At 60.5% G+C, this 25,602-nt stretch carries 21 protein-coding genes and 1 other RNA gene; 10 read left to right on the top strand and 12 right to left on the bottom strand.

Going from position 1 to position 25,602, the window contains the following annotated elements; genetic code table 11:
* Positions 1–27 precede the first annotated feature (27 nt).
* From IMCC21224_RS13330 to pepN, 4 genes are all read right to left on the bottom strand, one after another.
* Positions 28–891, bottom strand: a complete 864-nt coding sequence (locus IMCC21224_RS13330; RefSeq protein WP_082135209.1) for a lysophospholipid acyltransferase family protein — start codon at positions 889–891, stop codon at positions 28–30.
* A gap of 273 nt (positions 892–1,164) precedes the next feature.
* Positions 1,165–1,584: a hypothetical protein gene (locus IMCC21224_RS13325; RefSeq protein ID WP_047995766.1), complete on the bottom strand. Its 420-nt coding sequence runs from the start codon at positions 1,582–1,584 to the stop codon at positions 1,165–1,167.
* A complete protein-coding gene (locus IMCC21224_RS13320) occupies positions 1,581–2,321 on the bottom strand; it encodes an SDR family oxidoreductase (protein ID WP_047995765.1) in 741 nt (246 codons plus the stop codon). Before IMCC21224_RS13320 ends, IMCC21224_RS13325 begins: the two co-directional genes overlap by 4 nt.
* A complete protein-coding gene (gene pepN, locus IMCC21224_RS13315; protein WP_047995764.1) occupies positions 2,318–4,879 on the bottom strand; it encodes an aminopeptidase N in 2,562 nt (853 codons plus the stop codon). Before pepN ends, IMCC21224_RS13320 begins: the two co-directional genes overlap by 4 nt.
* A 442-nt stretch (positions 4,880–5,321) precedes the next feature.
* Here pepN and IMCC21224_RS13305 point away from each other — a divergent pair, with 442 nt between their 5' ends.
* From IMCC21224_RS13305 to IMCC21224_RS13295, 3 genes are all read left to right on the top strand, one after another.
* Positions 5,322–7,463, top strand: coding sequence for a malate synthase G (locus tag IMCC21224_RS13305; protein WP_047995762.1), 2,142 nt, complete (start codon positions 5,322–5,324; stop codon positions 7,461–7,463).
* A gap of 138 nt (positions 7,464–7,601) precedes the next feature.
* Positions 7,602–8,030 (top strand): heme-binding protein, encoded by a 429-nt coding sequence (locus tag IMCC21224_RS13300; protein WP_047995761.1) that lies wholly within the window; start codon positions 7,602–7,604, stop codon positions 8,028–8,030.
* Positions 8,031–8,095: 65 nt separating this feature from the next.
* Positions 8,096–8,872, top strand: a complete 777-nt coding sequence (locus tag IMCC21224_RS13295; protein WP_047995760.1) for a gamma-glutamyl-gamma-aminobutyrate hydrolase family protein — start codon at positions 8,096–8,098, stop codon at positions 8,870–8,872.
* Positions 8,873–8,893: 21 nt separating this feature from the next.
* On the opposite strand, the gene kynU is transcribed toward IMCC21224_RS13295, so the two are convergent.
* Both kynU and IMCC21224_RS13285 read right to left on the bottom strand, forming a co-directional pair.
* Positions 8,894–10,087 (bottom strand): kynureninase, encoded by a 1,194-nt coding sequence (gene kynU, locus IMCC21224_RS13290; protein WP_047995759.1) that lies wholly within the window; start codon positions 10,085–10,087, stop codon positions 8,894–8,896.
* Positions 10,084–10,842: an SDR family NAD(P)-dependent oxidoreductase gene (locus IMCC21224_RS13285; protein ID WP_047995758.1), complete on the bottom strand. Its 759-nt coding sequence runs from the start codon at positions 10,840–10,842 to the stop codon at positions 10,084–10,086. Before IMCC21224_RS13285 ends, kynU begins: the two co-directional genes overlap by 4 nt.
* A gap of 329 nt (positions 10,843–11,171) precedes the next feature.
* Here IMCC21224_RS13285 and IMCC21224_RS13280 point away from each other — a divergent pair, with 329 nt between their 5' ends.
* The 4 genes from IMCC21224_RS13280 to IMCC21224_RS13265 all read left to right on the top strand — a co-directional run bounded on the left by IMCC21224_RS13280 (position 11,172) and on the right by IMCC21224_RS13265 (position 16,109).
* Positions 11,172–12,746, top strand: coding sequence for a Re/Si-specific NAD(P)(+) transhydrogenase subunit alpha (locus tag IMCC21224_RS13280; RefSeq protein WP_047995757.1), 1,575 nt, complete (start codon positions 11,172–11,174; stop codon positions 12,744–12,746).
* Between the two features lie 15 nt (positions 12,747–12,761).
* Positions 12,762–14,195 carry an NAD(P)(+) transhydrogenase (Re/Si-specific) subunit beta gene (locus IMCC21224_RS13275; RefSeq protein ID WP_047995756.1) on the top strand — a complete coding sequence of 478 codons (1,434 nt, stop codon included), beginning with the start codon at positions 12,762–12,764 and terminating at the stop codon, positions 14,193–14,195.
* Between the two features lie 142 nt (positions 14,196–14,337).
* The gene (locus IMCC21224_RS13270) at positions 14,338–14,709 is read left to right on the top strand and encodes a VOC family protein (RefSeq protein WP_047997119.1); all 372 of its coding nucleotides are present in this window, start codon (positions 14,338–14,340) and stop codon (positions 14,707–14,709) included.
* Between the two features lie 116 nt (positions 14,710–14,825).
* A complete protein-coding gene (locus tag IMCC21224_RS13265) occupies positions 14,826–16,109 on the top strand; it encodes a DUF3422 family protein (RefSeq protein ID WP_047995755.1) in 1,284 nt (427 codons plus the stop codon).
* Here the strand turns inward: IMCC21224_RS13265 and IMCC21224_RS13260 are convergent.
* From IMCC21224_RS13260 to IMCC21224_RS13245, 4 genes are all read right to left on the bottom strand, one after another.
* Positions 16,042–17,124 (bottom strand): YeeE/YedE family protein, encoded by a 1,083-nt coding sequence (locus tag IMCC21224_RS13260; protein ID WP_047995754.1) that lies wholly within the window; start codon positions 17,122–17,124, stop codon positions 16,042–16,044. The two genes, IMCC21224_RS13265 and IMCC21224_RS13260, sit on opposite strands and share 68 nt — an antisense overlap.
* A gap of 216 nt (positions 17,125–17,340) precedes the next feature.
* On the bottom strand, positions 17,341–18,306 hold the full coding sequence (locus tag IMCC21224_RS13255) for an ABC transporter permease (RefSeq protein ID WP_047995753.1): 966 nt from the start codon (positions 18,304–18,306) through the stop codon (positions 17,341–17,343).
* Complete coding sequence (locus IMCC21224_RS13250) at positions 18,299–19,306, bottom strand: ABC transporter permease (protein ID WP_047995752.1); 1,008 nt, start codon at positions 19,304–19,306, stop codon at positions 18,299–18,301. Before IMCC21224_RS13250 ends, IMCC21224_RS13255 begins: the two co-directional genes overlap by 8 nt.
* 198 nt (positions 19,307–19,504) lie before the next feature.
* Positions 19,505–21,208, bottom strand: coding sequence for a peptide ABC transporter substrate-binding protein (locus IMCC21224_RS13245; protein ID WP_047997118.1), 1,704 nt, complete (start codon positions 21,206–21,208; stop codon positions 19,505–19,507).
* Between the two features lie 250 nt (positions 21,209–21,458).
* Between IMCC21224_RS13245 and IMCC21224_RS13240 the strand changes: the two genes are divergently transcribed.
* The 3 genes from IMCC21224_RS13240 to rpmG all read left to right on the top strand — a co-directional run bounded on the left by IMCC21224_RS13240 (position 21,459) and on the right by rpmG (position 24,058).
* Positions 21,459–23,279 carry an ABC transporter ATP-binding protein gene (locus IMCC21224_RS13240; protein ID WP_047995751.1) on the top strand — a complete coding sequence of 607 codons (1,821 nt, stop codon included), beginning with the start codon at positions 21,459–21,461 and terminating at the stop codon, positions 23,277–23,279.
* A 62-nt stretch (positions 23,280–23,341) separates the two neighbouring features.
* An RNA gene (gene rnpB / locus IMCC21224_RS26680) (RNase P RNA component class A) lies at positions 23,342–23,790 on the top strand.
* Positions 23,791–23,890: 100 nt separating this feature from the next.
* On the top strand, positions 23,891–24,058 hold the full coding sequence (gene rpmG, locus IMCC21224_RS13230) for a 50S ribosomal protein L33 (protein ID WP_047995749.1): 168 nt from the start codon (positions 23,891–23,893) through the stop codon (positions 24,056–24,058).
* A gap of 321 nt (positions 24,059–24,379) precedes the next feature.
* Here the strand turns inward: rpmG and IMCC21224_RS13225 are convergent, their stop codons facing one another.
* Both IMCC21224_RS13225 and IMCC21224_RS13220 read right to left on the bottom strand, forming a co-directional pair.
* A complete protein-coding gene (locus IMCC21224_RS13225; protein WP_047997117.1) occupies positions 24,380–25,153 on the bottom strand; it encodes a Bax inhibitor-1/YccA family protein in 774 nt (257 codons plus the stop codon).
* A gap of 114 nt (positions 25,154–25,267) precedes the next feature.
* The gene (locus IMCC21224_RS13220) at positions 25,268–25,480 is read right to left on the bottom strand and encodes a DUF1127 domain-containing protein (protein ID WP_047995748.1); all 213 of its coding nucleotides are present in this window, start codon (positions 25,478–25,480) and stop codon (positions 25,268–25,270) included.
* Positions 25,481–25,602: the final 122 nt, after the last annotated feature.

The raw sequence follows: 25,602 nt of genomic DNA, 5'->3' as shown, positions 1-25,602 counted from the left end.
TGTTATGCAACTTCGCCTGACCGCGTGTCAGGTTCGCAGCCAGGTCGGCCGCCGGGTGCTGTCCACCAGAGACACAGCCGGAGCGCGGTGCCCTCCCAGCGCCAGAGTGGCGCGGCGCAGCAGGTCGATACCGTCTTCTGAGCGGGCGGGAAGCGCGCTTGCCGATATCGGTTCGCCAACCGTGAGGCGAAACGGCTGACGGTGTTTGTTCAGTGTCTCGTGAAACAGGGTGATGTCGCGCAGTGTCGGGTGGATCAGGTCAAAGAGATAGAACAGCACCGAATTGCGCGCCCGGATGTTCACCGGAATCACTGGCAGATCGAACTTGCGTGCCAGCATCGCCGCTGAGGGCATCCAGGGCCGTTCATGCAGGCTGAGTCCGCGGCGTTTTGCCAAACGACCCGACGGAAAGATCACCCCGATCCGACCATCCTGTGTCGCCTGTCGGGTATAGGCCATCGTTTCGCGGGTTTTGCCGTGGCTGCGTTTGTCCTGCCGCCATTCGACCGGCGCAATCATATCCGCCATCTGAGGCAAGACCCGCAAGATGTCGTGGTTGGCAAAGTAATAGGCATCGGGCCGCAGAGGCGCCAGCAGGTGGTGCAGGATGATGCCATCAGCGATGCCGGTGGGGTGGTTTGCCACCACCAGCGCCGCACCGTGCCTTGGAATGTGGGACAGCCCCGCGACCTCAACGTCGCGCGCCAACAGCTGACCCAACGCCGCCATGATCGCATCGGGGGGTAAATCCCGAAATGCAGTGGCCAGCGTAACAGTCTTCTCGTACCCCAGAACAGCATTCAGCATCCGGCGCGCCTGCGCCACACCGGGCCGAGCCGAAAACAGCCACGGCGCGCGTTCCTGAATCAAAGGGTCGAGACGTTCTTGCATTTCGGTACTCAAAGCAGGCCTGTGCAACAGGCAGGTGACAATTCGACGTTGAGTCGGGCGAAGGAAGCAATCCTCCTTGTCTTTTGGCGCGATATTCGCGCGAATTCCGGCCCATCGACTGCGAAACGCAGGCAAGTGTCTGCCGGTTCCCGATCTATTTCAGTTTTTCTGTCTCAGGACACAGCGGCCAAAATGGCCTTGCCCGTCGGGTTGCGCGGTGTGCGTGTCGCAATTGCTATTCGGACCCTGCCTGGTCCAAGGCACGCGCGCTGGTTAAAACAGCGAAAAGGGATGTCGTTCGGTTTGGACCCCTTGGGCCGCCAGCGCCGGCTGCAACTGGTCCGACGGGGGCAGAACGTCCTGCGGCAATCGCTGTTTGCGCCCGTCGTGCAGTACCAAGGTCACCCGCATTGAAAGGTCGAACCGCCGGTCCAGCCGCACCCGCTCAATGTCGTTTAGCGCCACCCGGTCCCGCACCCGGCCGCTATGCCATTCCATGGTTTCAGGTGTCAGGGTCAGCCCAGCGGCGCGCCCGACGCACAGATCCCACGCCGCAGGCAGGGTAAAGAGTGCGAGCGTGCCGACGATCCAGCCCTCAGCCCCGAACTGCAGGTAGCCGTACACAAGCACCGTCCACAGCGTGATCAGCGCGACGCATCCGCGCCAGCTGCGCGTCGGGGCGGTGTAGGTCACCGTCCGCCCGTCACGTCCAGAATCGTGCGCGTGACATAGGACGCAGCGTCTGACAGCAACCACAATACGCCCTCGGCCACCTCGTCCGCGGTGCCCGGGCGACCCAGCGGCGGCGTGTGCCCAATCTGCGCAAGCCGGTCAGGCACACCCCCTTTGGCGTGGATATCCGTGGCGATCAGACCGGGGCGCACTGCGTTGACCCGGATGCCTTCGTCCGCCAGTTCGCTGGCCAGCCCCAGGGTAAAGCTCTCGATGGCACCTTTGGACGCGGCATAGTCGATATACTGGCCGGGGCTGCCCAGACGCGCTGCGGCGGATGAGATGTTGACGATGCCTCCGCCCTGATGTTTGCGCATATAGGCCACCGCATGGCGCGCCACGTCGATGGCCCCCAACACGTTGACCGCCATGACGCGGGCCACCCGGTCCGGCGTGAGATCGGCGATCCCGCCTTGCGGCGACACGATGCCGGCGTTGTTGACCAGATCCAGCGGGCCGGGCGGCAGGGAGTCTATGATGGCGAACATCCTCTTGACCGCAGCCGGGTCGGACACATCGGCCTGAATCACATGCGCCTCGGCGCCGGTGCTGCGCAGGTCTGCGGCAACCGATTCGGCCCCGGTGACATCCTGCGAACAGGTAATGACGATCCGGGAGTATCCCCGCCGTGCCGCCATACGCGCCACAGCTGCGCCGATCCCGGCGCTGCCGCCGGTGATCAGCAGGATGCGGCTCATCCCAGAATCCTCGACACCATTTCTGTTGTATCGCGGCTCAGGTTCGGCTGGCCCGCGATCCGTTCGAGCGCCGCTTGCATCAGCGCCTGCCGATCAGCATCGTACCGCCGCCAGGTCTGAAACGCCGAACACATCCGGGCAGTGGTTTGCGGGTTCATCGCGTCCAGCCGGATCAGCGCATCGGCCAGCAGGGCATAGCCCTTGCCGTCCTTGCGGTGAAAACCGGCGTGATTCATCGCCAATGCGCCAAAGACAGCACGGAACCGGTTCGGGTTCTTCCAGTCAAACGCGGCGTGGCCGGTCAACGCCTCGGCGCGTGCCGCCGCATTGACGGGGGCGGTCGCGCCAATCTGCAGACCGAACCATTTGTCCATCACCAGCCGGTCGCCTTGCCATTGCTCTTCGAACGCGGCCAGCGCGTCGGTCTCTTGTCCGGCGCGGATCAGACAGGACAGCGCCGACAATTGCAGTGTCATGTTGTCGGCACCGGAAAACTGTGCCTGCGCCGCTGCGCCACCGTCCAGCCGGGTCTGCAGCGACAGAACCGCCGCGCCCAGGGCCCGCTTGCCGACTTGTTCGGCATCGGGGGTGTAGTCGTCGGTCACCTTTGCCGCCTCGGCGAGCGAGGGCAGAAACGCGCTCCAGCGCTCGGCCATCGCCTGCTTCAGCGTCTCGCTGGCCTGCCAGATCGCGTCGGGATCGGGCGTGGTTCCTGCCTCGAACAATACCTGCGCCAGTTCTGACTGGCTTGGCCCATTCAGCATCAGTTCGCGAAAGGCGGGGTCCAGCGTGTCGTCGCGGATCACCTGCGCCAGTGCATCAATCCATGCCAGATCGGGGCCGGCGCCGTCGCGGACCATCGCCACCAGACCGTCGCGGGCCAAATTGTACGACACCTCCCAACGGTTGAACGGGTCAGTGTCATGCGCCAGCAAAAAGGCACGTTCTGCATGAGTAGAGGCGCGTTCCAGCACAACAGGTGCCGAAAAACCGCGCAAGATTGACGGCACCGGTTTGCCCGACAGCCCCTTGAATTCAAAGCTTTGCTCGGCCTCGGTCATCTCAAGCAACGTGGTCTCGACCACCTCGTCACCGTTGTCGTTCAGCAGGCCCACGGCGATCGGCAGCACCTGCGGCAGCTTTTCGTCCTGGCCGGGCGTGGGCGGCGTTTTCTGGCGGAACGTCAAGGTATAGGTGCCGTCGGCATATGCCTCGTCCACCGCCAGACGTGGCGTGCCGGACTGGCTGTACCAGCGTTTGAATTGGCTCAGGTCGCGGCCGGTGACATCTTCGAACACCTTGAGCCAGTTCTCGATCGTGCAGGCCTGTCCGTCGTGGCGGGCAAAGTAGAGTTCCAGCGCCTCGGCATAACCCTCATCGCCGACCAGCCGTTTGAGCATGCCGATCACTTCGGCGCCTTTCTCGTACACCGTGGCGGTGTAGAAGTTGTTGATCTCTTGAAACGATTCCGGGCGGACAGGGTGCGACAACGGCCCCTGATCCTCGGGGAACTGGCGACCGCGCAGGTCCATCACGTCGCCGATACGCTTGACCGGGGCCGAGCGCATGTCAGAGGTGAACTGCGAATCGCGAAATACCGTCAGCCCTTCCTTGAGGCACAGCTGGAACCAGTCCCGGCAGGTGATCCGGTTGCCGGTCCAGTTGTGGAAATATTCGTGTGCGATGATCGCCTCGATCCGTTCGAAATTGGCATCTGTCGAGGTTTCGGGCGAGGCCAGAACACAAGACGAGTTGAAGACGTTCAGCCCCTTGTTCTCCATCGCGCCCATGTTGAAATCGTCGACCGCAACGATGTTGAACACGTCCAGATCGTATTCACGACCATATACCTCTTCATCCCAGCGCATCGACTTTTTCAGCGCCTCCATGCCAAAGGCGCATTTGTTCTCATCCCCCGGACGAACCCAGATATTCAGTTCGACCTTGTTGCCGCTACAGGTGCGGAAACTGCCGGGGAAATTGACCAACTCGCCGGCGACCAGCGCGAAAAGGTAGGACGGCTTGGGCCAGGGGTCATGCCATTCGGCCCAATTCTTGCCGGATTTTTCGGGGTTGCCGTTGGACAACAGCACATTGTGCGGCCCCTCAATGCGGACGGTAAAGGTCGACATAACGTCGGGCCGGTCGGGATAATAGGTGATTTTGCGAAACCCCTCGGCCTCGCATTGGGTGCAATACATGCCGTTCGACATATAAAGCCCCTCAAGTGCGGTGTTCTTGTCCGGCGCGATCTCGACTTCGGATTCCCAGACAAAGGGTTTGGTCGGCACGCTGCAGGTCAGACCCTGCGCGGTGACGTCAGCGGTCACCGGCTTGCCGTTGATCTTGGCGCTGATCAGTTTCAGATCTTCGCCATGCAGAAAAAACGTCTTGTCGGTGGCATCGGGATTCGGGGCAAAGCTGATTTTGCTTTTGACCCGCGTCGCGCCGGGATCGAGCAGAAAGGTCAGGTGGACCTCTTCGACGACAAAGCCGAAAGGCGTGTAATCCTCGAGATAGATCGTTTCTTGCGTCATCTCGGCGGCGGCATCTTTCATCTCGGAAACTCCGGTAAGCGGGCTAGGGGCCGTGTGTCTGGCCGGGGTTCGGTTCGATTGCAGAACCCGCCCCATCGCCAAAGTGTTAGGTCAGAGCGGCAGAGCCTGCAACCTCGTCGCCACATAGATCAGGCAGGCGACGGGCACAGCGCGCCTGGTGGCGCGGCCATACGGTACCTCGACTCGGGCGAATCGTCGAAAATGCAGGCAGAAATTGCGTAGCTGTCGCGTGCGAACTGAAACCTGTTGCAAACGGGGCGGTCTATTGTCGTCGGCATGTCATCATCCCGGTCATCGCTGATCGAGTCGCCCTGATCACGGCCATGCGACCGCAAATGATCCGACATTTGCCCGGAGTTTATCGCTCACGCCTGTTGCCTATCGGAAACTCATTTTCTAATGATGCACACAATCGCATACTTTTGACCTAAGGGAGCCCGCCATGTCACCCCGTACCACTCGCGCCGAATTGCAGGTTGATGACATCCTGTGCCGTTTCATCGAGGATTCGGCGTTGCCCGGCACCGGGATTGCTGCCGATACGTTCTGGGCCGCCTTTTCCACGCTGATCCACGACTTTGGCCCGCGCAACCGCGCCCTTCTGGACACGCGTGAGACGATCCAGGGTCAGATTGATGCCTGGCACGTGCAGCACCGCAACCAGCCGCATGATCACGAGGCGTACAAGACGTTTCTGTCCGAGATCGGTTATCTTCTGCCCGAAGGGGATGCGTTCGAAATCGACACAGCCAATGTAGACCCCGAGATTGCCACGGTTCCCGGTCCGCAGCTTGTCGTGCCGATCACCAATGCGCGCTACGCGCTGAATGCGGCAAATGCCCGCTGGGGATCGCTGTATGACGGGTTCTATGGCACCGATGCCATGGGCTCCGCAGCGCCAAAAGGCGGCTATGACAAGGGGCGTGGTGCCCGTGTTGTCGCCCGCGCCCGCGTCTTTCTGGACGAAGCGTTCCCGATCGAGGGCGGATCTCATGCGGATGCGCGCCGCTACCACATCCACAACGGCGCGCTTCTGGTGGATGATATGCCGTTGACCGATCCGTCGAAATTCATCGGCTATCGGGGCCATCCCCGCGCGCCCGAAGCGCTGCTGTTGCGCAACAACGCGCTGCATGTTGAGCTGATCTTTGACCGCACCCACCGGATTGGCGCGCGCGATCAGGCCGGGCTGGCCGATGTACGGCTGGAAAGCGCGATCTCGGCCATCATGGATTGCGAAGATTCGGTCGCTTGCGTCGATGCCGAGGACAAGGCCCAAGCTTATGGCAACTGGCTGGGCCTGATGAAGGGCGACCTGTCTGAGACATTCGAGAAGGGCGGCGAGTCGCTGACACGCGCACTGAACCCGGATCTGGTTTACACTGCGCCGGATGGTGCGGGTGAGGTCACGATCAAGGGCCGCGCCTTGATGCTGGTGCGCAATGTCGGCCATCTGATGACCAATCCCGCGATCCTAGACCGTAACGGCAACGAGGCGTTCGAGGGGCTGATGGATGGGATGATCACCACGCTCATCGCGATGCACGACCTGCAACGCGAAGGCGGCAATTCGGTCAAGGGATCGGTCTATGTCGTCAAGCCCAAGATGCACGGCCCCGAAGAAGTGGCCTTTGCCGATGAGACATTCACGTTTGTCGAAAAGGCGCTGGGCCTGCCGCAGAACACCGTCAAACTGGGCATCATGGACGAAGAGCGGCGCACCTCGGTCAACCTGAAACAATGCATCCGCGCTGCAAAAAGCCGCGTTGCCTTTATCAACACCGGGTTTTTGGACCGCACCGGGGATGAAATCCACACCTCGATGGAGGCCGGTCCGTTCAGCCGCAAGGATTTCATCAAGCGCAAGGCCTGGATCGGCGGCTATGAGAACCTCAATGTTGATATCGGTCTGGAATGCGGCCTGTCCGGCAAGGCACAGATTGGCAAGGGCATGTGGGCTATGCCGGATCTGATGGCGGCAATGATCGAAACCAAGATCGAACACCCCAAGGCTGGGGCGAACTGCGCCTGGGTGCCGTCACCAACGGCCGCCACGCTGCATGCGTTGCATTATCACAAGGTCGATGTGTTTGGGGTACAGGCGCGGTTGCGCGCTGGTGGGCGCCGGGCGCATGTGGACACCATCCTCGAAATCCCGATGGCCGCCTACCAGAAATGGAGCGACGCCCAGATCAGCCGTGAGGTCGAAAACAATGCCCAAGGTATCCTGGGCTATGTTGTGCGCTGGATTGATCAGGGCGTCGGGTGTTCCAAGGTGCCTGACATGAACAATGTCGGCTTGATGGAGGACCGTGCCACCTGCCGGATCAGTGCGCAACACATTGCCAACTGGTTGCACCACGATGTGGTGAGTCAGGATGACGTCATGGAGATCATGCGCAAAATGGCGGATGTGGTGGATCAGCAGAATGCTGGCGATCCGCTCTATCGCCCTATGGCACCCGGGTTCGACGGCATCGCCTTTCAGGCTGCCTGCGATCTGGTGTTCAAAGGTCGGGTGCAGCCGTCGGGCTATACCGAGCCGGTTTTACATGCGCGTCGTCTGGAACTGAAATCCGCCTGAACGCATGGCGGGCGGGGTGCCGCCCGCCGTTTGGGCGTGACCTTTGCCGATAGGTCGGGTGGCAGGCCGGGCATCACAACAACACATGGACCGCTGAACCCGGCAGGGCTGCGGCTTCAACATACGAGAGGACAGACGATGGCAGGGATTTCCCTGAGACGGGCGCGGACAATGATCCGCAAGACGCTTGAGACCGGGCGCGAAATGGGGCTCAAACCGCTTTCGGTTGTGGTGCTGGATGCGGGCGGCCATGTGCAGGCGTTCGAGCGTGAAGATGGCGCAAGCCCGGGCCGTTTTGCCATTGCCCATGGTAAGGCCTATGGCGCGGTCATGCTGGGCATGCCCGGCACGGCGCAGATGCAACGCGCCGAGGCGCAGGCCTATTTCATCGCGGCCGCCGGCGCTGCGCTGGGGGGGCAGATGATCCCGGTTCCGGGCGGCGTGCTGGTGCGCGATACCAAGGGAACGGTTCTGGGTGCGCTGGGCGTCACCGGCGATACGTCTGATAATGACGCAGCTGCGGCAAAATCAGGCATCGAATCCGCTGGATTGATTGCAGATATATGAGCGGCCTTTTCGCGCCACGACCGATGCTCTATGCATAGGGCATCGGTTCCCCTAGTGAGTGTGACATGACCCGCCCGATCGTCGGTATTATCGGCAACCAGCATCTTTTGAACGACCAGTACCTCGCGCATGCAGGCGGGTCGATGAACTCCGAAGCGGTGGCGCAGGTCGCGGATTGCGTGCCGCTGCTGATCCCTGCCGATCCGCGCTATATGGCGGTCGAGGAATTGCTGGACGCCTGCGACGGTTTTCTGCTGACCGGCGGGCGACCCAACGTCCACCCGGAAGAATACGGTGAGGTCGAGACGGCGGCGCATGGTGCCTTTGATCGGGCGCGCGATGCCATTGCACTGCCACTGGTGCGCGCCTGTGTCGAACGCGGGCAGCCGTTCTTTGGCGTCTGCCGCGGCTTTCAAGAGGTGAACGTGGCGATGGGCGGTTCACTCTATCCCGAGATTCGCGATCTGCCGGGACGGATGAACCACCGGATGCCACCCGACGGCACGCAGGAAGAGAAATTTGCCCTGCGTCATATGGTTGAATTCTCGGACAACGGTCCGTTTCACCGGCTTTTGGGCGCGCGTGAAGTGATGACGAACACGCTGCACGGGCAGGGGATCAAGCGCGCGGGCGCGCGGATTATCATTGATGGCTTTGCGCCCGACGGTACCCCCGAAGCGACCTATGTTGAGGGCGCGCCGGGGTTCACCATGTCGGTTCAGTGGCACCCGGAATGGGATGCGGCCAATGATCCGGTATCGCGCCCGCTGTTCACCGCCTTTGGCGATGCCGTGCGGCGCTGGGCGGCGGCGCGACACATGCCGGGGCGACGGTCAGCCTGAGGTGATTGGCTGATTTGGCCGTCAGGTCACAGTCTTGCGGGTCATAAATTTGGGTGTGTCCCACAATGCGCCACGCATCACGCGGGTCAGAATGGCCACCGCCTCATCGACATCGCGTTCGTTGAGATAGAGCGGGGTAAAGCCGAAACGCATCACGTCCGGGGCGCGGAAATCTCCGATGACACCTTCCGAGATCAGCGCCTGAATCACCGCATAGCCATTCTCGAACTGGAACGAGACTTGTGAGCCGCGCTGTTCAGGGGCGCGCGGGCTGAAAAGCTGTAGTTGCGGGCAGTTTTGTTCGACCCCTGCTAGGAAGCGTTCGCTCAGCTCGATCGAGCGGGCGCGCAGATCGTCCATGTCGACCTGATCCCAGACCTCCAACGCCGATTCGAGAGCGGTCATCTGCAACACCGGCGGAGTGCCCACGCGCATTCGCTGGATGCCCGCGCCGGGGCTGTAAGTTTGATCAAAATCAAAGGGTTGTGCATGGCCCAACCAACCAGCCAGCGCGGGTTGCGCATGCTCGGCGTGTTCTGGTGCCACGTAGATAAAGGCGGGCGATCCGGGGCCGCCATTGAGATATTTATACGTGCAGCCGACGGCAAAATCCGCCCCACCGCCTGCGACATCGACGCCAAACGCCCCGGCAGAGTGGGCCAGATCCCAGATGCTTAGCGCGCCTTTTTCATGCGCCTTTGCCGTCAGCGCGGGCATGTCGTGGCGTCGGCCCGTGCGGTAATCGACTTCGGTGATCAGGGTAACGGCAACGTCTTCGGTGATCGCGCCTTCGACCTCTTCCGGGGCGACGAGGCGCAGTTCGTGCCCGCGATCCAGAAGGCGTGTTAGCCCCTGCGCCATATACAGGTCGGACGGGAAATTTCCTGTGTCAGACAGAATCACACGCCGGTCGGGCCGCAGTGTCAACGCCGAGGCAAGCGCCTGAAACACCTTGATCGACAGCGTGTCACCCAGCACGACGTGATCCTGTTGCGCGCCAATAAGCCGGGCGATCCGGTTGCCGATCCGGGTCGGTTGCTCCATCCAGCCACTGGCGTTCCAGCCAGTGATCAATTGCTGGCCCCATTCCTGTTCCATCATGCGCAGAACCCGATCCGGGGCCATCTTTGGCAACGCACCCAGGGAATTCCCGTCGAGATAGATCATCCCCAGCGGGATGTGAAACTGTTCGCGGGTCCAGTTGAAATCAGTCACATTTCTCCTCCGGCGATCTGGATCGCCTGTCCGTTGACACTGCCTGAATGATCGTCGCAGAGCCACAGCGCCGCTTCGGCCACCTCTTTGGGGGCGATCAGCCGACCATGTGGATTTGCGCCGTCCATGACCTTGTGCGCCTCGGCCTCGGACATGCCGGTGCGGGCCATGATCCGTTCGATATTTTGTGGCACGATGGCGGTGTCAACATAGGCCGGGCAGAGTGCGTTGAAGGTATAGGGCTTGCCCAGATAATCCGCCGCCAGCCCCCGGATCAGGCCGACCAGCCCGTGTTTCGACGCGGAATAGCAGGGCGCCCCCTTTAGCCCTTTGACCCCGGCAATTGACGAAATGGCAATAACCCGCCCCCAGTCTGTCGTGTGCATCGAGGTCAGGCATTCGCGGATTGTCAGGAACGCGCCGTCAAGGTTGGTGGCCATCATCGTACGCCAGAACGCCATATCGGTCTTATGCGCGGCGCGGCCTTCGGCGATTCCGGCGTTGGGTACGCAAATCTGCACCGGACCACGGGCGGCAACCGCCGCCGCAACACCCATGCAGACCGAGGTTTCATCCATGACGTCAACGGTTTGCGCGAACAGGCCGGGATGCGTCTGTGCCGCGTCTCCAAGAACGTCCGCACGGCGTCCAGTGATTGTGACCACAGCCCCGTGTTCCGCCAATGCCCGCGCGATAGCCACCCCGATTCCGGTGCCGCCACCGGTGACAAGGGCATGTTTTCCTGACAGATTCATCGCGTTCCTTCCTGACCTTGGGACCAGCCTAATCAAGTTCGCAGGAGTGGCAAGGCGTCTTGCACTGCTCTGGCGGGGGTGGCCGTTCAACTGGTGACAGGACTGCAAGTAGGGAAAATTTCAGGCAGACCCGTCCGCTCACATGTCGCAATGATGTTGCGATTGATCCTAAGGTCGCGCAACATATGTATGTGTAGATTAAACCGCGCGATACACTATGGTCGGTGGCCGGAACGATGGTTGTTGGAACCAGGTCAGCGGTGTAGACCCTTAAACAAAGGGAGCCGCAGTATAAAAGACGGGTTCCGACGCAAGAGGGGACAAGATACGTGAAGATTGGAACGCCAAAGGAAGTGTTTGAAGGCGAGGCGCGCGTTGCCATGACGCCGGATTCTGCGCTTCAGCTGCAAAAACTGGGCTATGAATGCTGCATCGAAACCGGGGCAGGACTGGCTGCCGGGTTCACCGACGAAGCCTATGAACAGGCCAATGTCGAAGTGATCAAGACGGCCGCCGCGTTGTGGAAGGCCGTCGACATCGTTGCCAAGGTCCGCCCGCCGTCAAAAACCGAAGTCAGCCGGCTGACCGCGGACAAGCTGCTGATTTCTTTCTTTTGGCCAGCCCAGAACGGCGAGCTGATGGAGGCTGCGGCCAAAAAGGGCGCGTCGGTTATCGCCATGGACATGGTGCCGCGCATCAGTCGGGCGCAAAAGATGGATGCGCTGTCGTCGATGGCCAATATCGCGGGCTATCGCGCGGTGATCGAGGCCGGGAACAACTTTGGCCGGTTCTTTACCGGGCAGATCACTGCTGCGGGCAAGGTGCCGCCAGCCAAGGTGCTGGTTGTTGGCGCCGGGGTTGCGGGTCTGGCGGCGATTGGGACAGCCACGTCGCTGGGGGCTGTCACCTATGCCTTTGATGTGCGACCCGAAGTGGCCGAGCAGGTCGAATCGATGGGTGCCGAATTTGTTTTCCTCGATTTCGAAGAAGAGCAGGCGGACGGCGCGTCGTCGGGTGGGTATGCTTCGGTCTCAAGCCCCGAGTTTACAGCAGCCCAGCTCAAGAAGTTCCGCGAACTGGCGCCCGACATCGACATCGTCATCACCACGGCGCTGATTCCCAACCGCGAAGCGCCCGAGCTGTGGACCCCCGATATGGTTGCCGCGATGAAGCCGGGTTCGGTGATCATCGACCTTGCCGCCGAACGCGGTGGCAACTGCAAACTGACTGTGCCGGACGAAAAGATCGTGACCGACAATGGCGTCACCATCATCGGCTACACCGACTTCCCCAGCCGGATGGCGACGCAATCCTCGACGTTGTATGCCACCAACATCCGCCACATGATGACCGACCTCACGCCGGGCAAGGACGGTGTGGTCAATCACAATATGGAAGACGATGTGATCCGTGGCGCGACCGTCGCCCACGCCAAGGAAGTGACGTTCCCGCCACCCCCGCCCAAGGTCAAGGCGATCGCGGCGCAAAAGCCCAAGGAAAAAACCAAGGAGCTGACCCCCGAAGAAAAGCGCGCGCAAGAGGTGGCGACGTTCAAACAGCAGACCAAAAATCAGGTCACGCTGCTGGCCGTTGGCGGCGCATTGGTGCTGTTCGTCGGTCTGTTTGCGCCTGCCAGCTTTATGCAGCACTTTATCGTTTTTGTGTTGTCGGTCTTTGTCGGGTTTCAGGTCATCTGGGGGGTGGCGCACAGCCTGCACACACCGCTGATGGCTGTGACCAATGCCATTTCGTCGATCATCATTCTCGGTGCGCTTATGCAGATTGGATCAGGATCATTCCTGGTGATCGTCCTGGCGGGCCTGTCGGTCTTTATGGCCGGGATCAACATTTTCGGCGGTTTCCTTGTGACACGGCGCATGCTCGCCATGTTCCAGAAATCGTAAAGCGGGGACAGAGCAATGGAATTCGGATTTACAACGGCGGCCTATGTGGTCGCAGCCGTGCTCTTCATCCTTAGCCTGGGTGGATTGTCGGGACAGGAAAGCGCCAAGCGGGCCGTGTGGTACGGTATCAGCGGCATGGCATTGGCGGTTGTGGCGACACTGATCGGGCCCGGTTCGGGCCTGTGGCTGGCGTCGATTGTCCTGGTCGCTCTGGGCGGGGCCATCGGGTATCAGCTGGCCACCAAGGTGCAGATGACGCAGATGCCCGAACTGGTCGCGGCGATGCACAGCCTTGTTGGTCTGGCGGCGGTCTTTGTCGGCTATGTCGCGCATATCGAAATGGGCCGTGTGCTGGCGATGACACCAGAAGAGCGTGAGGCGCTCGAAGGGTTTGCCGCCCTTCTGGCACACAAGCAGCCGGTCGAGGTCAATATCCTGCGGGTCGAACTGTTCCTTGGCGTCTTTATTGGTGCCGTGACCTTTACCGGGTCGGTCATTGCCTATGGCAAACTGGCAGGCAAGGTATCGTCTGTCGCGACCAAATTGCCGGGCGGGCATATGCTCAACATGGCGGCGGCGGCGCTCTCGGTGATCTGCCTGATCTGGTACTGCTCGATGGGTGGAATGTTGCCGCTGGTCCTGATGACGCTGGCGGCGCTGTTCATTGGCTACCATCTGATCATGGGCATCGGCGGTGCCGACATGCCGGTGGTTGTGTCGATGCTGAACAGCTATTCCGGTTGGGCGGCGGCGGCGATTGGTTTCAGCCTCGGCAACGATCTGTTGATCGTTGTGGGCGCGCTGGTCGGATCCTCCGGTGCGATCCTGTCCTACATCATGTGCAAGGCGATGAACCGGTCGTTTGTGTCGGTCATTCTGGGCGGCTTTGGTGGCCCGGCGGGCGAACAGATGGCGGTTGAGGGCGAGCAGATCGCCATTGATGCCGACGGTGTCGCCACCGCGTTGGACGAGGCCGACAGCATCATCATCATTCCGGGTTATGGTATGGCCGTGGCGCAGGCGCAGCAATCGGTTTCCGAGCTGACAAAACGTCTGCGGGCGCAGGGCAAGACAGTGCGCTTTGCGATCCACCCGGTTGCCGGGCGTCTGCCGGGGCATATGAACGTGCTGCTGGCCGAAGCCCGTGTGCCTTATGACATTGTTATGGAAATGGACGAGATCAACGACGATTTCCCCGACACCGATGTGGCGATTGTCATTGGCTCGAACGACATCGTGAACCCTGCGGCGCAGGACGATCCCAACAGCCCCATCGCCGGTATGCCGGTGCTTGAATGCTGGAAGGCCAAGCAGGTGTTTGTATCCAAACGCGGGCAGGGCACCGGCTATTCCGGGATCGAAAATCCGCTGTTCTTCAAAGAAAACACGCGGATGTTCTATGGCGATGCCAAAAAGTCGCTGGACGAATTGCTGACCAAGATCAGCTGACCACTGCATTCAATGCAGTGATTGAATGCCCCATCCTGGCCGGTGGGGCATTTTTTATGTGAAGCTGGTTCCCGGGCAATTTGGCGATTGTGCGAACCGCGTGTACGCTGGGTACAGCGGGCCATTGCGATGGGGGGCAATCATGCACAAGGTGAATGGAATTGGCGGCGTGTTCTTTCGGGCGCGGGATCCGGCGGCGCTGACGCAATGGTATGCGCAGCATCTGGGGGTGGATCCGGTGACGCAGGCCGGGCCATGGTGCCAGGATGGCGGCATGACGGTGTTTGCCCCGTTTCCGATGGATACCGACTATTTTGACCGTCCAGAGCAGCAGTGGATGCTGAATTTTCGGGTGGATGATTTGCCGGGTATGATCGCGCAGTTGCAGGCCGCAGGCATCGCAGTTGAGACGCGGGCCGAGTGGAATAACCCGCAGGTTGGACAGTTTGCACGTATTCACGACCCCGAAGGCAACCCGGTCGAGTTGTGGCAACCCGCGCCGCCTGGGGGATGATTTTTTGCGCTTGGTATGCGGTTGTGTACATTTAAGCTTTTGAAATCTAAAAGGGATTTATATTTACTTGTGACCGTTATCTAAGTAGGGACATAGAAACTCCGGATTTTTTTACCATGCCGCCTATCCAAGATCACCCATTGCGCTACCGGCTGGCGAACGAGCTGCACGCGCGACCGTTTCCGTCGCTCAGGGTGCCGTGCAGGGCGGTTTATCTGGCCGTCAAACAGGCGCAGGATGCGGCATCGCGCGACAAGGCGCTGGATCTGGAGCATCTGAAGGCGCTGCTTGATCGCTATGGTGGGGCGCATCCACAACCCGGTGCCACACATTATTCGGGACCAATCGGGCAGCATACCCTGAAGTGGGAACAGCACACCGAATTTGTGACCTATACCGTGTTCATGAACGGGCTGGGTGAGCGGGTGTTCGATCCCACCGATTTTGAAGTATTTCCGCCCGAATGGCTGGAGTCCGCACCGGGGCTACGGATCACGTCTGCCCTGATCCGCGTTGATGTCCGCCCCGAGGGTGATGCCATCGACACAAGCCTTGAGGATTGGTTTGTGCCTGAAAGCCTGGCGGCCAGTGCGGTCATTGACGACGAGGCCGTGATAGCCGGCGATTTCCGCATTGATCCGGCGGGGCATCAGCGGTTTGCGGTCTTTGCCCGTCCGCATGTGGGCGAACGAAGGGTCGGTCGCATCGTCCAGCGCCTGACCGAGATCGAGACGTACAAAGCGATGTCGATGCTTGGCTTTTCACGGGTGCGCGATATCTCACCGGTGATGAGCGAGATCGACACCGAGCTGTCCCGGTTGATGGAGGCCATGACCAAAGGCACTGACCCGGCCGAAGATACGCTCAAGGCGCTGTTGTCGGTCTCGGCCGAGCTTGAGGCGCTGTCGGCGCAATCCGCGTTCCGTTTGGGGGCGACCGGTGCCTACGAGGCTATCGTCGGGCAGCGTATTTCCGTCCTGCGCGAGACGCGCTGGCACGGGCGGCAGACCTTTGCCGAATTCATGATGCGCCGCTATGATCCGGCGATGCGCACGGTAAAATCGTCCGAGCGCCGACTTGAGAGCATGGCCAACCGGGCGATGCGCGCAGGCGATCTACTGCGCACACGGGTCGAGGTTGAACGCTCGGCGCAGAACCAGCAATTGCTGGTCAGCATGGATCAGCGCGCCGACATGCAATTGCGTTTGCAAAAGACGGTCGAAGGGCTGTCAGTGGTCGCGATCAGCTATTACGCGGTCTCACTGGTGGGGTATCTGCTGTATCCGGTGGCGGCGCTGATGGGGATGTCCAAGGGGCTGCTTACCGCGCTGGTCACGCTGCCGGTTGTTGGGATTGTCTTTTACCTGCTGCACCGGATTCGCCACGAGATCGAGAAGTAAGGCCCAGCCCCCAGTTCGCGCTTAGCGCCCCGGCGGCGATGGCAGCCAGTGCCAGCAGCGCCGCGACCGACAGCGTGGGGATGCCGGACAAGCCCGCGCCGACGGTGCAACCCCCGGCCAGTACACCGCCCATCCCCATCATCACCGCGCCGGTGGCATAGCGCCCGGTTTCGCGCGGCGACGAAAAGCTTTGCCAGCGAAAAGTGCCGAACAGCAGCGATGCCACCAGCGCCCCGATCAGCGTGCCACCGATCAGCCCAACGCCAAATCCCGCGGGGATCGAGGTCGAGGCGATGGTCCAGAACAGCGTGTCGGCATAGGGCGAGGTGAAAGACAGGCTTTCAATCGCGACCGGGTCAAAATCGTCGAACAGCACAAAGCCCGTGCCGACCCAGGCCAGCGGCACCAGCGTACCCAGCAGTGCAGCCAGCAAAAGCTGCCCCGGCCGGTTGCCCGAGCGCAGTGCAATCATCAAAGCAAGGGCGGCCAGAAGCAACGCCCAGGTTAGCGCGCCGCCGGGCAGGGCGGCCAGGCTCACCTGTTCGCCGAGTTGCAGAGTGACGGCGCCAAGCGTGGTGCGCAGCGGCGCGAGGATACCTTTGAGCGTGGCATGGGCGGTGATTGCGAATATCAGCAGGACAAACAGACCCCGCAGATTTCCGCCCGCTGTCAGTACCGTCAGGCGCGATACGCAGCCGCGCGTCAGCACCATGCCTGCGCCAAACAGCAGGCCACCCACCACGATTGCCAGCACCGGCAGGTCGGCTGCCATAAAGCGGTGATCGTCAAAGCTGATCAGCCCTTGGGCCACGGCCAGCTGAGTGCCCAGAATCGCAACCGCCAGCGCAGTCATCCAGACGCCCATCGCCTGCCGATTGTCATCCCCGACCAGTCCGCGGCGAAAGCAGAACTTGGTCCGTTCGGCCAGAACGCCAAAGGCCGCGCCCAGTATCAGCGCCAAAATAACCGCCGCCTGCGGCGCGGTCAGGGTTTCAAAGCCAAACGACTCGAACATCTCGTGTCCCCTAGTTCAGGAATTTTGTCCCTGATGTAGGCGATCCGCCGCGATGGCAAGTTTTTGTTCCGGCGGTACCCACGCAAGGCAACAGGACAAAGTTCCCGCCTGGACACCAGACGCAGTAAATCGACCCTGAATGCCCAATTTACAGGCAATGGTGTCATTGCAGACCCGAGCAAGACAGGCGTTCAGACTTTTTGCTATGCTGGTGGACTAGCGCCCGCGACTCCGGGGATCGAGCGCGTCGCGCAATCCATCGCCAAGGTAGTTCACCCCCAACACGGTCAGCGATATCATGATTCCCGGCAGCATCACCCGCTCGGGGAATTCGGCCATGCGGGGTACAGCATCGGCCAGCATCTTGCCCCATGTCGGGAAATCGGACGGAAAGCCGACACCCAGAAATGACAGCGCCGATTCGGTGATGATCGCAGTGGCAAGGCCCAGCGTGGCCGAAACCATGATTGGCGACAGCACGTTGGGCAGCAGGTGGCGCAAGATGATCTTGAACGGGGTGGTGCCGATAGAGCGCGCGGCAAGAATGAATTCACGTTCTTTCAGCGCCAGAATATCGCCGCGTACAATGCGGGCGGTGGGCATCCACGAGGTGATGCCGATGATTGTGACGATCAGGATGAACATGCCGCCCTCGGGCCCGAAATTCGCCCGCAGCGGTTGGCGGAACAGGGTCACTGCCACCAGCAGCAGTGGCAGGATCGGCAGCGACAGAAACAGGTCGGTGAGCCGCATCAACGGGCCATCAAGTCGTTTGAAATAGCCCGAAATCACGCCAATTGCCGCCCCGATCAAGAGTGATAGCACCATCGCGGCCCAGCCCACCGCCATTGACGCACGCCCGCCGGCGATCAGATTGGCCAATGCGTCGCGGCCTAGATTGTCGGTTCCGAGTGGATTGCTCCAGCGTATCTTGGCCGACCCATCCCAAATCGCGGTATAGAGCGGGCGCATGTCCTTGCCCCGAATGTCGAGCTTTTGCGGATCTACAGTCCAGATCCACGGGCCCAGCAACACGGCCAGCGTGATCAGCAACACAAAGCTGGCGCCCATCATGGCACCTTTGTGTTTGGAAAACTGCGACCAGACATCGGCCCATTGCGAGCGCGGCGGCGTGGACGGTTCCTTGTCCTGAAGTGCGGCGATGGGAGAGGCCTCAGTCATAGCGAATCCTTGGGTCGAACACACCGTAGAGGATGTCAGCAATCAGGTTGAACACCACGATGAGGATGGCAAAGATAAAGGTGAGCGTCATCACCATTGGCAGGTCATTGGCAAACAGCGCGGTGATCAGCAACTGGCCGATGCCGTTCACCTTGAACACATTCTCGGTGATGATCGCGCCGCCAAAGATCGCCGGAATTCCCAGCGCAATGACTGTGATCACCGGGATCATCGAATTTCGCAGCACGTGAACCATGACGACAACCGCCTCGGACAGACCCTTGGCGCGGGCGGTGCGGACGTAATCCTGATTGAGATTGTCCAGCATCGAGGCCCGCATATAGCGTGACAGTTGCGCCGTGGTCTGCAACGCCAGAACCATCACCGGCATGATCATCTGCTGAAACTGGATCTTAAAGCTGCCCCAGTCGCGAACCACATGTGTGGTGTCATAGATCGACGGGAACCAGCCAAGGTGCACCGAGAAGATGACGATCAGCAGCGGCCCGGTAAAGAAGGGCGGGATCGAGAACCCAACCATGGTGACAAAGGTGCCGGCCTGATCGAACAGTGAATATTGTCGGTAGGCGGAATAGATCCCAATCGGAATAGCGATCAACACCCCAACGACATAAGACAAGCCGACCACCCAAAGTGTCTGCGGAATCCGCTGGAGCACGATATCCATCACCGGGCTGCGGGTCTGCCAGCTGATGACGCGCAGTTTGCCCTCGGAGAATGTGGTGCCAAACATGTGGTCCCACAGTACCTGCGGTTCGACCCAGAACATCTGGACGATCCATTTCCAATATTGCACCAGTGGCGGTTCGCCCAAACCCAGCGCTTCGCGCATCTTTTGTTTGACCTCGGGCGGCACGGTCAGCGGAACCTGTGCCATCGGATCGCCGGGGGCGAGTTGCAGCAGCATGAAAATGGCAAAACTGATGAACAGAAGCGTCGGGATCGACAGCACAATTCGTCGGATGGCGAAAGTCAGCATTCGGCGCCTCGGGTCATAAGTCTGATGGAATGGGTGCGAATTAGGGGCAAGGAACCTCCGGACACAAGATGGGCAAGTGAACTGGACAGAATTGGTTTCCCATCCCGAAGTCTTGCCAGTATCGCGGAAATTGTGGGATTCCCCTATCAAAAAGCTCACGCGGCGGGCACAAAGCCCGCCGCGCTGCATTTTTGAGCGTTACTTGATGCGGTGCCAGTCCGCGACGTTCCACAGTTCGCTGTCCCAGGTGTTCAGCGCAACGCCACCCAGAGTGTTGGAATGTGCCGATACACGACCACGATCCACCAGCGGTACGATGGTCATCGTTTCTTTGGTGATGATCTCGTTCAGCTTCTTGGCGATGTCGCCGCGCTTGCCCAACTCACCGGTCATGGCCAGTTCGTCGAGCAGGGCGTCATACTCTTCGTTGCAGAACCGGTTGATGTTTTCGCCCTGCCACTGCGATGACGGCTTGGGCTCATTGCCGCAGCGATACATCGAAAGATAGGATTGCGGGTCGGTGCCGTCAAAGTTGTTGGCGTACATTTCGACGTCGGCATAGAACTTTTGGAAGGTGTCGGGCGAACCAGCGTCACCACCAAAAAACACCGAGGAATCGACGTTGCGCAGTTCGGTCTCAACACCGATCTGGTTCCACCAATCCTTGATCAGCGCCTGGAAATCCTGACGCACGGCATTGGTCGACGATTGGTACAGGATCGACAGCTTCATGCCGTCCTTGTCGCGGATGCCGTCGCCATCGGTATCGGTCCAGCCGGCTTCTTCGAGTAGGGCCTTGGCACCGTCGAGATCCTGAACAAAGCATTCCTCGTTGTCCGAAGCATACATCGCCGGGGCGGGGACGAGGTTACAGGTCGGGCGACCGGCCTGACCATAGCCGACTTCGACCAAAAGCGGGCGGTCAATGGCCATCGACAGCGCTTTGCGCACCTTGAAGTCCGACAGGATCGGGTGGGGATGCGCGACGGTCGACCGCTCGCCCTCGGGCAGATCGGGGGACGGATCGGTCATGTTCATCTCGATCCGCTCGACCAGAGTGCCAAAGGCTGCGACCGGGGTGCCCTTGCCGCCTTCGGCCATCGCGGCCAGAACATCGGGCGCCAGTTGCAGGTTCCAGGCGTAGTCGTATTCGCCGGTCTCCATGACCGAACGGCCTGCCGCGTTGGCATCGCCGCCGCCCTTGAAGGTCAGCGTGGCAAAGGCGGGCTTGGCCGGGTCACGGTAGTTCGGGTTGGCTTCCATCGTGATCACGTCGTTTGGACGGAATTCCACGACGGAGAATGGGCCGGTGCCGATGGGGTTAAAATTCTCTTCGGTGCAGGACGAGGCATTCGCGCCTTTGCAGTTCTCGAATTGCGCCTTTTGCAGGATCGGGGACTGGCCGCCCATGAACGGACCGTAGGGGTTCGGGGTCGGCGCGCCAAACGTCACCTTGACCGTCAGCGGGTCAATCACATCGATCGCAGTAACGCCGGTATATTTTGCCAGCTGTGCACAGCCGCCTTCGGGGTCCATGCAATATTCGCCGGTGAATTTGACATCCTCAGCGGTGAAAGGTGTGCCATCCGACCACAGCAGGCCCTCTTTGATCTTCCAGGTGATCGAGGTCAGATCCTCGCTTACGCCGCCATTTTCGACCGTCGGGATTTCTTCGGCCAAAAAGGGGACAAGCACGCCGGTGGGATCATAGCGGCCCAGCGGTTCAATCACGAGCGAGGCAGCTTCGATATCCTTGGTGCCGCCCGACAGATACGGATTCAGGATCGACGCGGCCTGCCAGTAGATAATCTTGACTTCGCCGTCCGATCCGCGCTCGGCCATGGCGGCGGGCGCCAGCGCAAAGGACGCAGCGGCCCCGAGCATTAGGGTTCTGAGTTTCATATCTGTCTCCATGTTGGTCGCGATGTATCTCTCGCTTATCGGGTGGGGCAGATGCTGGCCGCACATGACTGAGGGTGGCAACGTTTGCCTGTCTGGTCATGCAACGGTGAATTCTTCCCCACGGTGCGCTTATCGAAGCAGACTTTTGGGAAATTGCAAGCGTTTGCCTGACGGAAACCGGTCCTCGGGGTTTGACAGTCTGCAAAGGCTGGCCTTAGCCTTGCCAACCGCAGCATGGCAGGAGGCCGGAATGCTCGACCAGGCGATCACGCGAATCGAAAACCTTCGGGTAGTGTTCGAAACCAAGGACGGACCCGTTGTCGGGGTCGAAGACGTCTCGTTCGAGATTGGGCCGGGCGAAACCGTCTGTGTCGTGGGTGAATCGGGATCCGGGAAATCGGTGTCGAGCCTGTCTCTGATGCGGTTGATCGAATACGGCGGCGGGGAAATCGCGGGCGGGCGCCTGCTATTCGATCGCAAGGACGGGGGCGAGATTGATCTGGCCCAAACCGATCAGGATCTGATGCGCACAATTCGTGGCAACGAGATCGGGATGATCTTTCAGGAACCGATGACGGCGCTCAATCCGGTGTTTACCGTGGGGCGACAGTTGACAGAAGGGTTGCGTGTGCATCGCGGCATGGACAAGGCGCAGGCGGTGGCGCGGGCGCTTGAGTTGCTGCGCGAGGTGCGTATCCCCGAGCCCGAGCGTCGGCTAAAGCAATATCCGCACGAATTGTCAGGTGGCATGCGTCAGCGTGTGGTGATCGCCATGGCGCTGGCCTGCAAACCGCGCCTGCTGATCGCGGATGAGCCGACGACCGCGCTGGACGTGACGATTCAGGCCGAAATTCTGGCACTGATCGACCGGCTGAAACGCGAAACCGGCACGGCGGTGATGTTTATCACCCATGACATGGCGGTTGTGGCGCAGATGGCTGACCGCGTGGTGGTGATGTTCCGTGGAAACAAGGTCGAAGAGGGCACCGTCGAAGAAATCTTTGAGAACCCGCAGCATCCTTACACGCGGGCCTTGCTGGCCGCTGTTCCCAAGCTGGGTGAGATGAAAGGCAAGGCACTGCCGGAGCCGATGAAGCTGCTGGGGTCGGACGCGCACGAACCGGTGCCGATCCGTGGCAGTGACGAGGTGCTGCTGCGCGTGCGCGGACTCACCACCCGGTTCCCGGTGCGCGGCGGGTTCTTTCGTCAGGTGGTGGCCAATGTCCATGCGGTCGAGGATCTGTCATTCGATATCCAACGCGGGCAGACGCTGTCGCTGGTGGGCGAATCCGGATGTGGCAAATCCAGCGCGGGCCGGTCGATCCTGCGGCTGGTCGAACCTCAGGCGGGTACAATTGATCTGGACGGCACCGACATTATGGCGCTCGACCAAAAGGGTCTGCGTCAGGCGCGGCTGGACATGCAGATGGTGTTTCAGGACCCGTTTGCGTCGCTGAACCCGCAAATGCATTTGTCGGACCAGGTGGCCGAGCCGATGCGCAATTACGGCACCCATTCGGGATCCGCACTGCAGGATCGGGTGGCAATGCTGTTTGACCGGGTCGAATTGCCGCGCAGCTTTATGCGCCGGTTTCCGCACGAGTTGTCGGGTGGTCAGCGCCAGCGGATCGCCATTGCCCGCGCGCTGGCGTTAAACCCGAAACTGATCGTCGCGGACGAGGCCGTGTCGGCGCTGGATGTGTCGGTGCAGGCGCAGGTGCTGAACCTGATGCTGGAGTTGCAGGCCGATCTGGGGCTGTCATTTCTGTTCATCAGCCACGACATGGCTGTGGTCGAACGGGTCAGCCACAAGGTCGGCGTGATGTATCTGGGCCGGATTGTCGAGCTTGGCCCACGTGCGGCGGTGTTCGAGAACCCGCAGCATCCCTACACTCAGGCGCTGATGAAGGCGGTTCCCATCGCTGACCCGCGTCGGCGCAAGTCAGAAAAGGATCTGAATTTCAAGCCGATCCCGTCGCCGATCCACCCGGTGACTTACCAGCCGACAAAATCCGAATATGCCGAGGTCGATCCAGGGCATTTTGTGCTGACTTCGGACAGCGGCTACTAGGGCCGATCCTCATCTGCGTTGACCATTGACCGCGCCGGGGGCAGGGCCTATGGGCAACCTGCGCGGAGGGCTGGATGGCCGCGGCAGGGGCAACCCTGTCGAGGAAAGTCCGGACTCCAAGAAGAAACGGTGCCGGGTAACGCTCGGGCAGGGCAACCTGACGGATAGCGCCACAGAGAACAGACTGCCCGTCGCACCCAAGGTGGATTTCAGGCGCAAGCCGGGGACGAATCGAGGGGGATTGTGGACGGGTGAGGGTGAAACGGTGGGGTAAGAGCCCACCGGGGGGCTGGCAACAGCGCTCGCATGGCAAGCCCCACCGGGAGCAACGCCGAATAGGGACCCCGCGCGGGATTGATCCGGGAAACCGGATATCATCGCAGGGCCGCTTCTGCCCAGGGGTCCGGGTTGGCAGCTTGAGCCACGTAGCAATGCGTGGCCCAGAGGAATGGTCATCTCCGGCAGGGCAACCTGTCGCAGACAGAATCCGGCTTACAGGCCCTCCGCGCACAGATTCCCTGCAGAGTCCGGTTGACACCGGCGTCTGTCTGCGTAAAAGCCGGGGTTCAGAGATTTCACGGGCCGGAGTGGCCTGTTGCAGGAGACAGACCATGGCGAAGCCTACCACAATCAAAATCCGCCTGAATTCGACCGCAGGCACCGGCCACTTTTATGTGACCAAGAAAAACGCACGCACCATGACCGAAAAGATGGCGGTCAAGAAATACGACCCCGTCGTGCGCAAGCATGTTGAGTACAAAGAAGGCAAGATCAAGTAAGATCGCCTCGCTGTCTTCGAGGGACAGTTTCGCCGCGTCGGCCAACAGGTCAGCGCGGCGTTTTTGCGTTTGCCGACGGTGATCGGGATGCGGTCGTCTGGGCGGGGGCGCCTGCGCCTGCCAGCCCAAGAGGTGACAGGGCGGTGCAATCGGCTCAGATGCTCTGCCAGGGCACTGGGGCGTGTGATGCTGGCGATGCACCGGGCGACTGTTTGAGTCGTGGCGTGCCGTCATTTTGTGGACCTGACATTGCGATAGCTTACGAACGCAAAAGGGCCGGTCAATCGACCGGCCCCTTGTCTTGTTCGCGGATGCTGCGATTTACTGGCGATTGCCAAACAGCTGCAGCAGGAACATGAACATGTTGATGAAGTCGAGATAGAGGTTCAGCGCGCCCATAATCGCGGCCTTACCCAGCCATTCGCTGTCACCCGACTGTGCGTATTGCACGTAAGTCGTCTTGATCTTCTGGGTGTCATAGGCTGTGAGGCCGGCAAAGATCAGCACCCCAAGGATCGACACGGCAAAGGTGATGGCGGCCGACTGAAGGAAGATGTTGACGACCATCGCCACCAACAGACCAATCACGCCCATGATCAGGAATGTGCCCATTGCGGACAGGTCCTTTTTAGTCGTGTAGCCGTAAAGCGACAGGCCGGCAAAGGCGATGGACGTGATCAGGAAGACTTGCCCGATCGAAGTCGACGTATAGATCAGAAAGATCGACGACAGCGAAATACCCATCACCGTGGCAAAGGCGTAGAACACCAGTTGCGCTGTGGCGGCAGACATTTTGTTGACCATGGCAGAGAAGCCAAAGACAAATGCCAGCGGCGCGAACATGACCACCCATTTCAGCGGCGACAGATACAGGGTCTGACCAAGCGAGGTCAGCCATTTTTCAGCGCCGATCTGGTAGGGGGTCGGAACATCCGACACTGCCAAGCCCGACAAAGCCCACGCGGCCAGAGCTGTGAGCAGCATGCCCACCGACATCGTGCCATAGACTTTGTTCATGTGGGCGCGCAGGCCCTCATCAATCTGAGCGGCGCGGGTCCCCGTAGCCGCCGTCCGGATCGTATTGTATTCAGCCATTGAATCCTCCGAAATGAACCAGCAGTCGGAACGCTCCGACATCTATCTACGATATTGGCGATAGTGTCTGTGTTTTCAAGCTGTATGACCGGTATTTCGATGGAAAACCGATGACTATTGTTTCCAAATTGCCGGAGCGTCCCACACCGGGCGTGCGGCCTCGGTCTGGGCCTGGCTGCGGGTGAGGCCCAGATCGGCCAGCGCATGATTGTCAAGTGCTGCCAATTGGCGGCGCTGACGGCGCAGCGCGTCCAGCGAAAGCAGGATGTCGAACAAGCTGGTCCGCGTGTGGGGTACGGCGCGGGAGAATGCGGTTGTCAGGGACATAGCAGTATCCTTCATGAGTTGTGATGAGTTGACGGGAATGAATCTTGTTGTCTGATGTATATGCTTTGCGCTACACATCTGTGAAACGAATGTTTCTGAATGATAACATCAAGGATCGTGAT

Origin of the sequence: Puniceibacterium sp. IMCC21224 (assembly GCF_001038505.1) — a bacterium.
Classification (GTDB): domain Bacteria; phylum Pseudomonadota; class Alphaproteobacteria; order Rhodobacterales; family Rhodobacteraceae; genus Puniceibacterium.
Note: the sequence above shows the minus strand (reverse complement) of the source record. Positions and strands in the feature narration are given on the sequence as shown.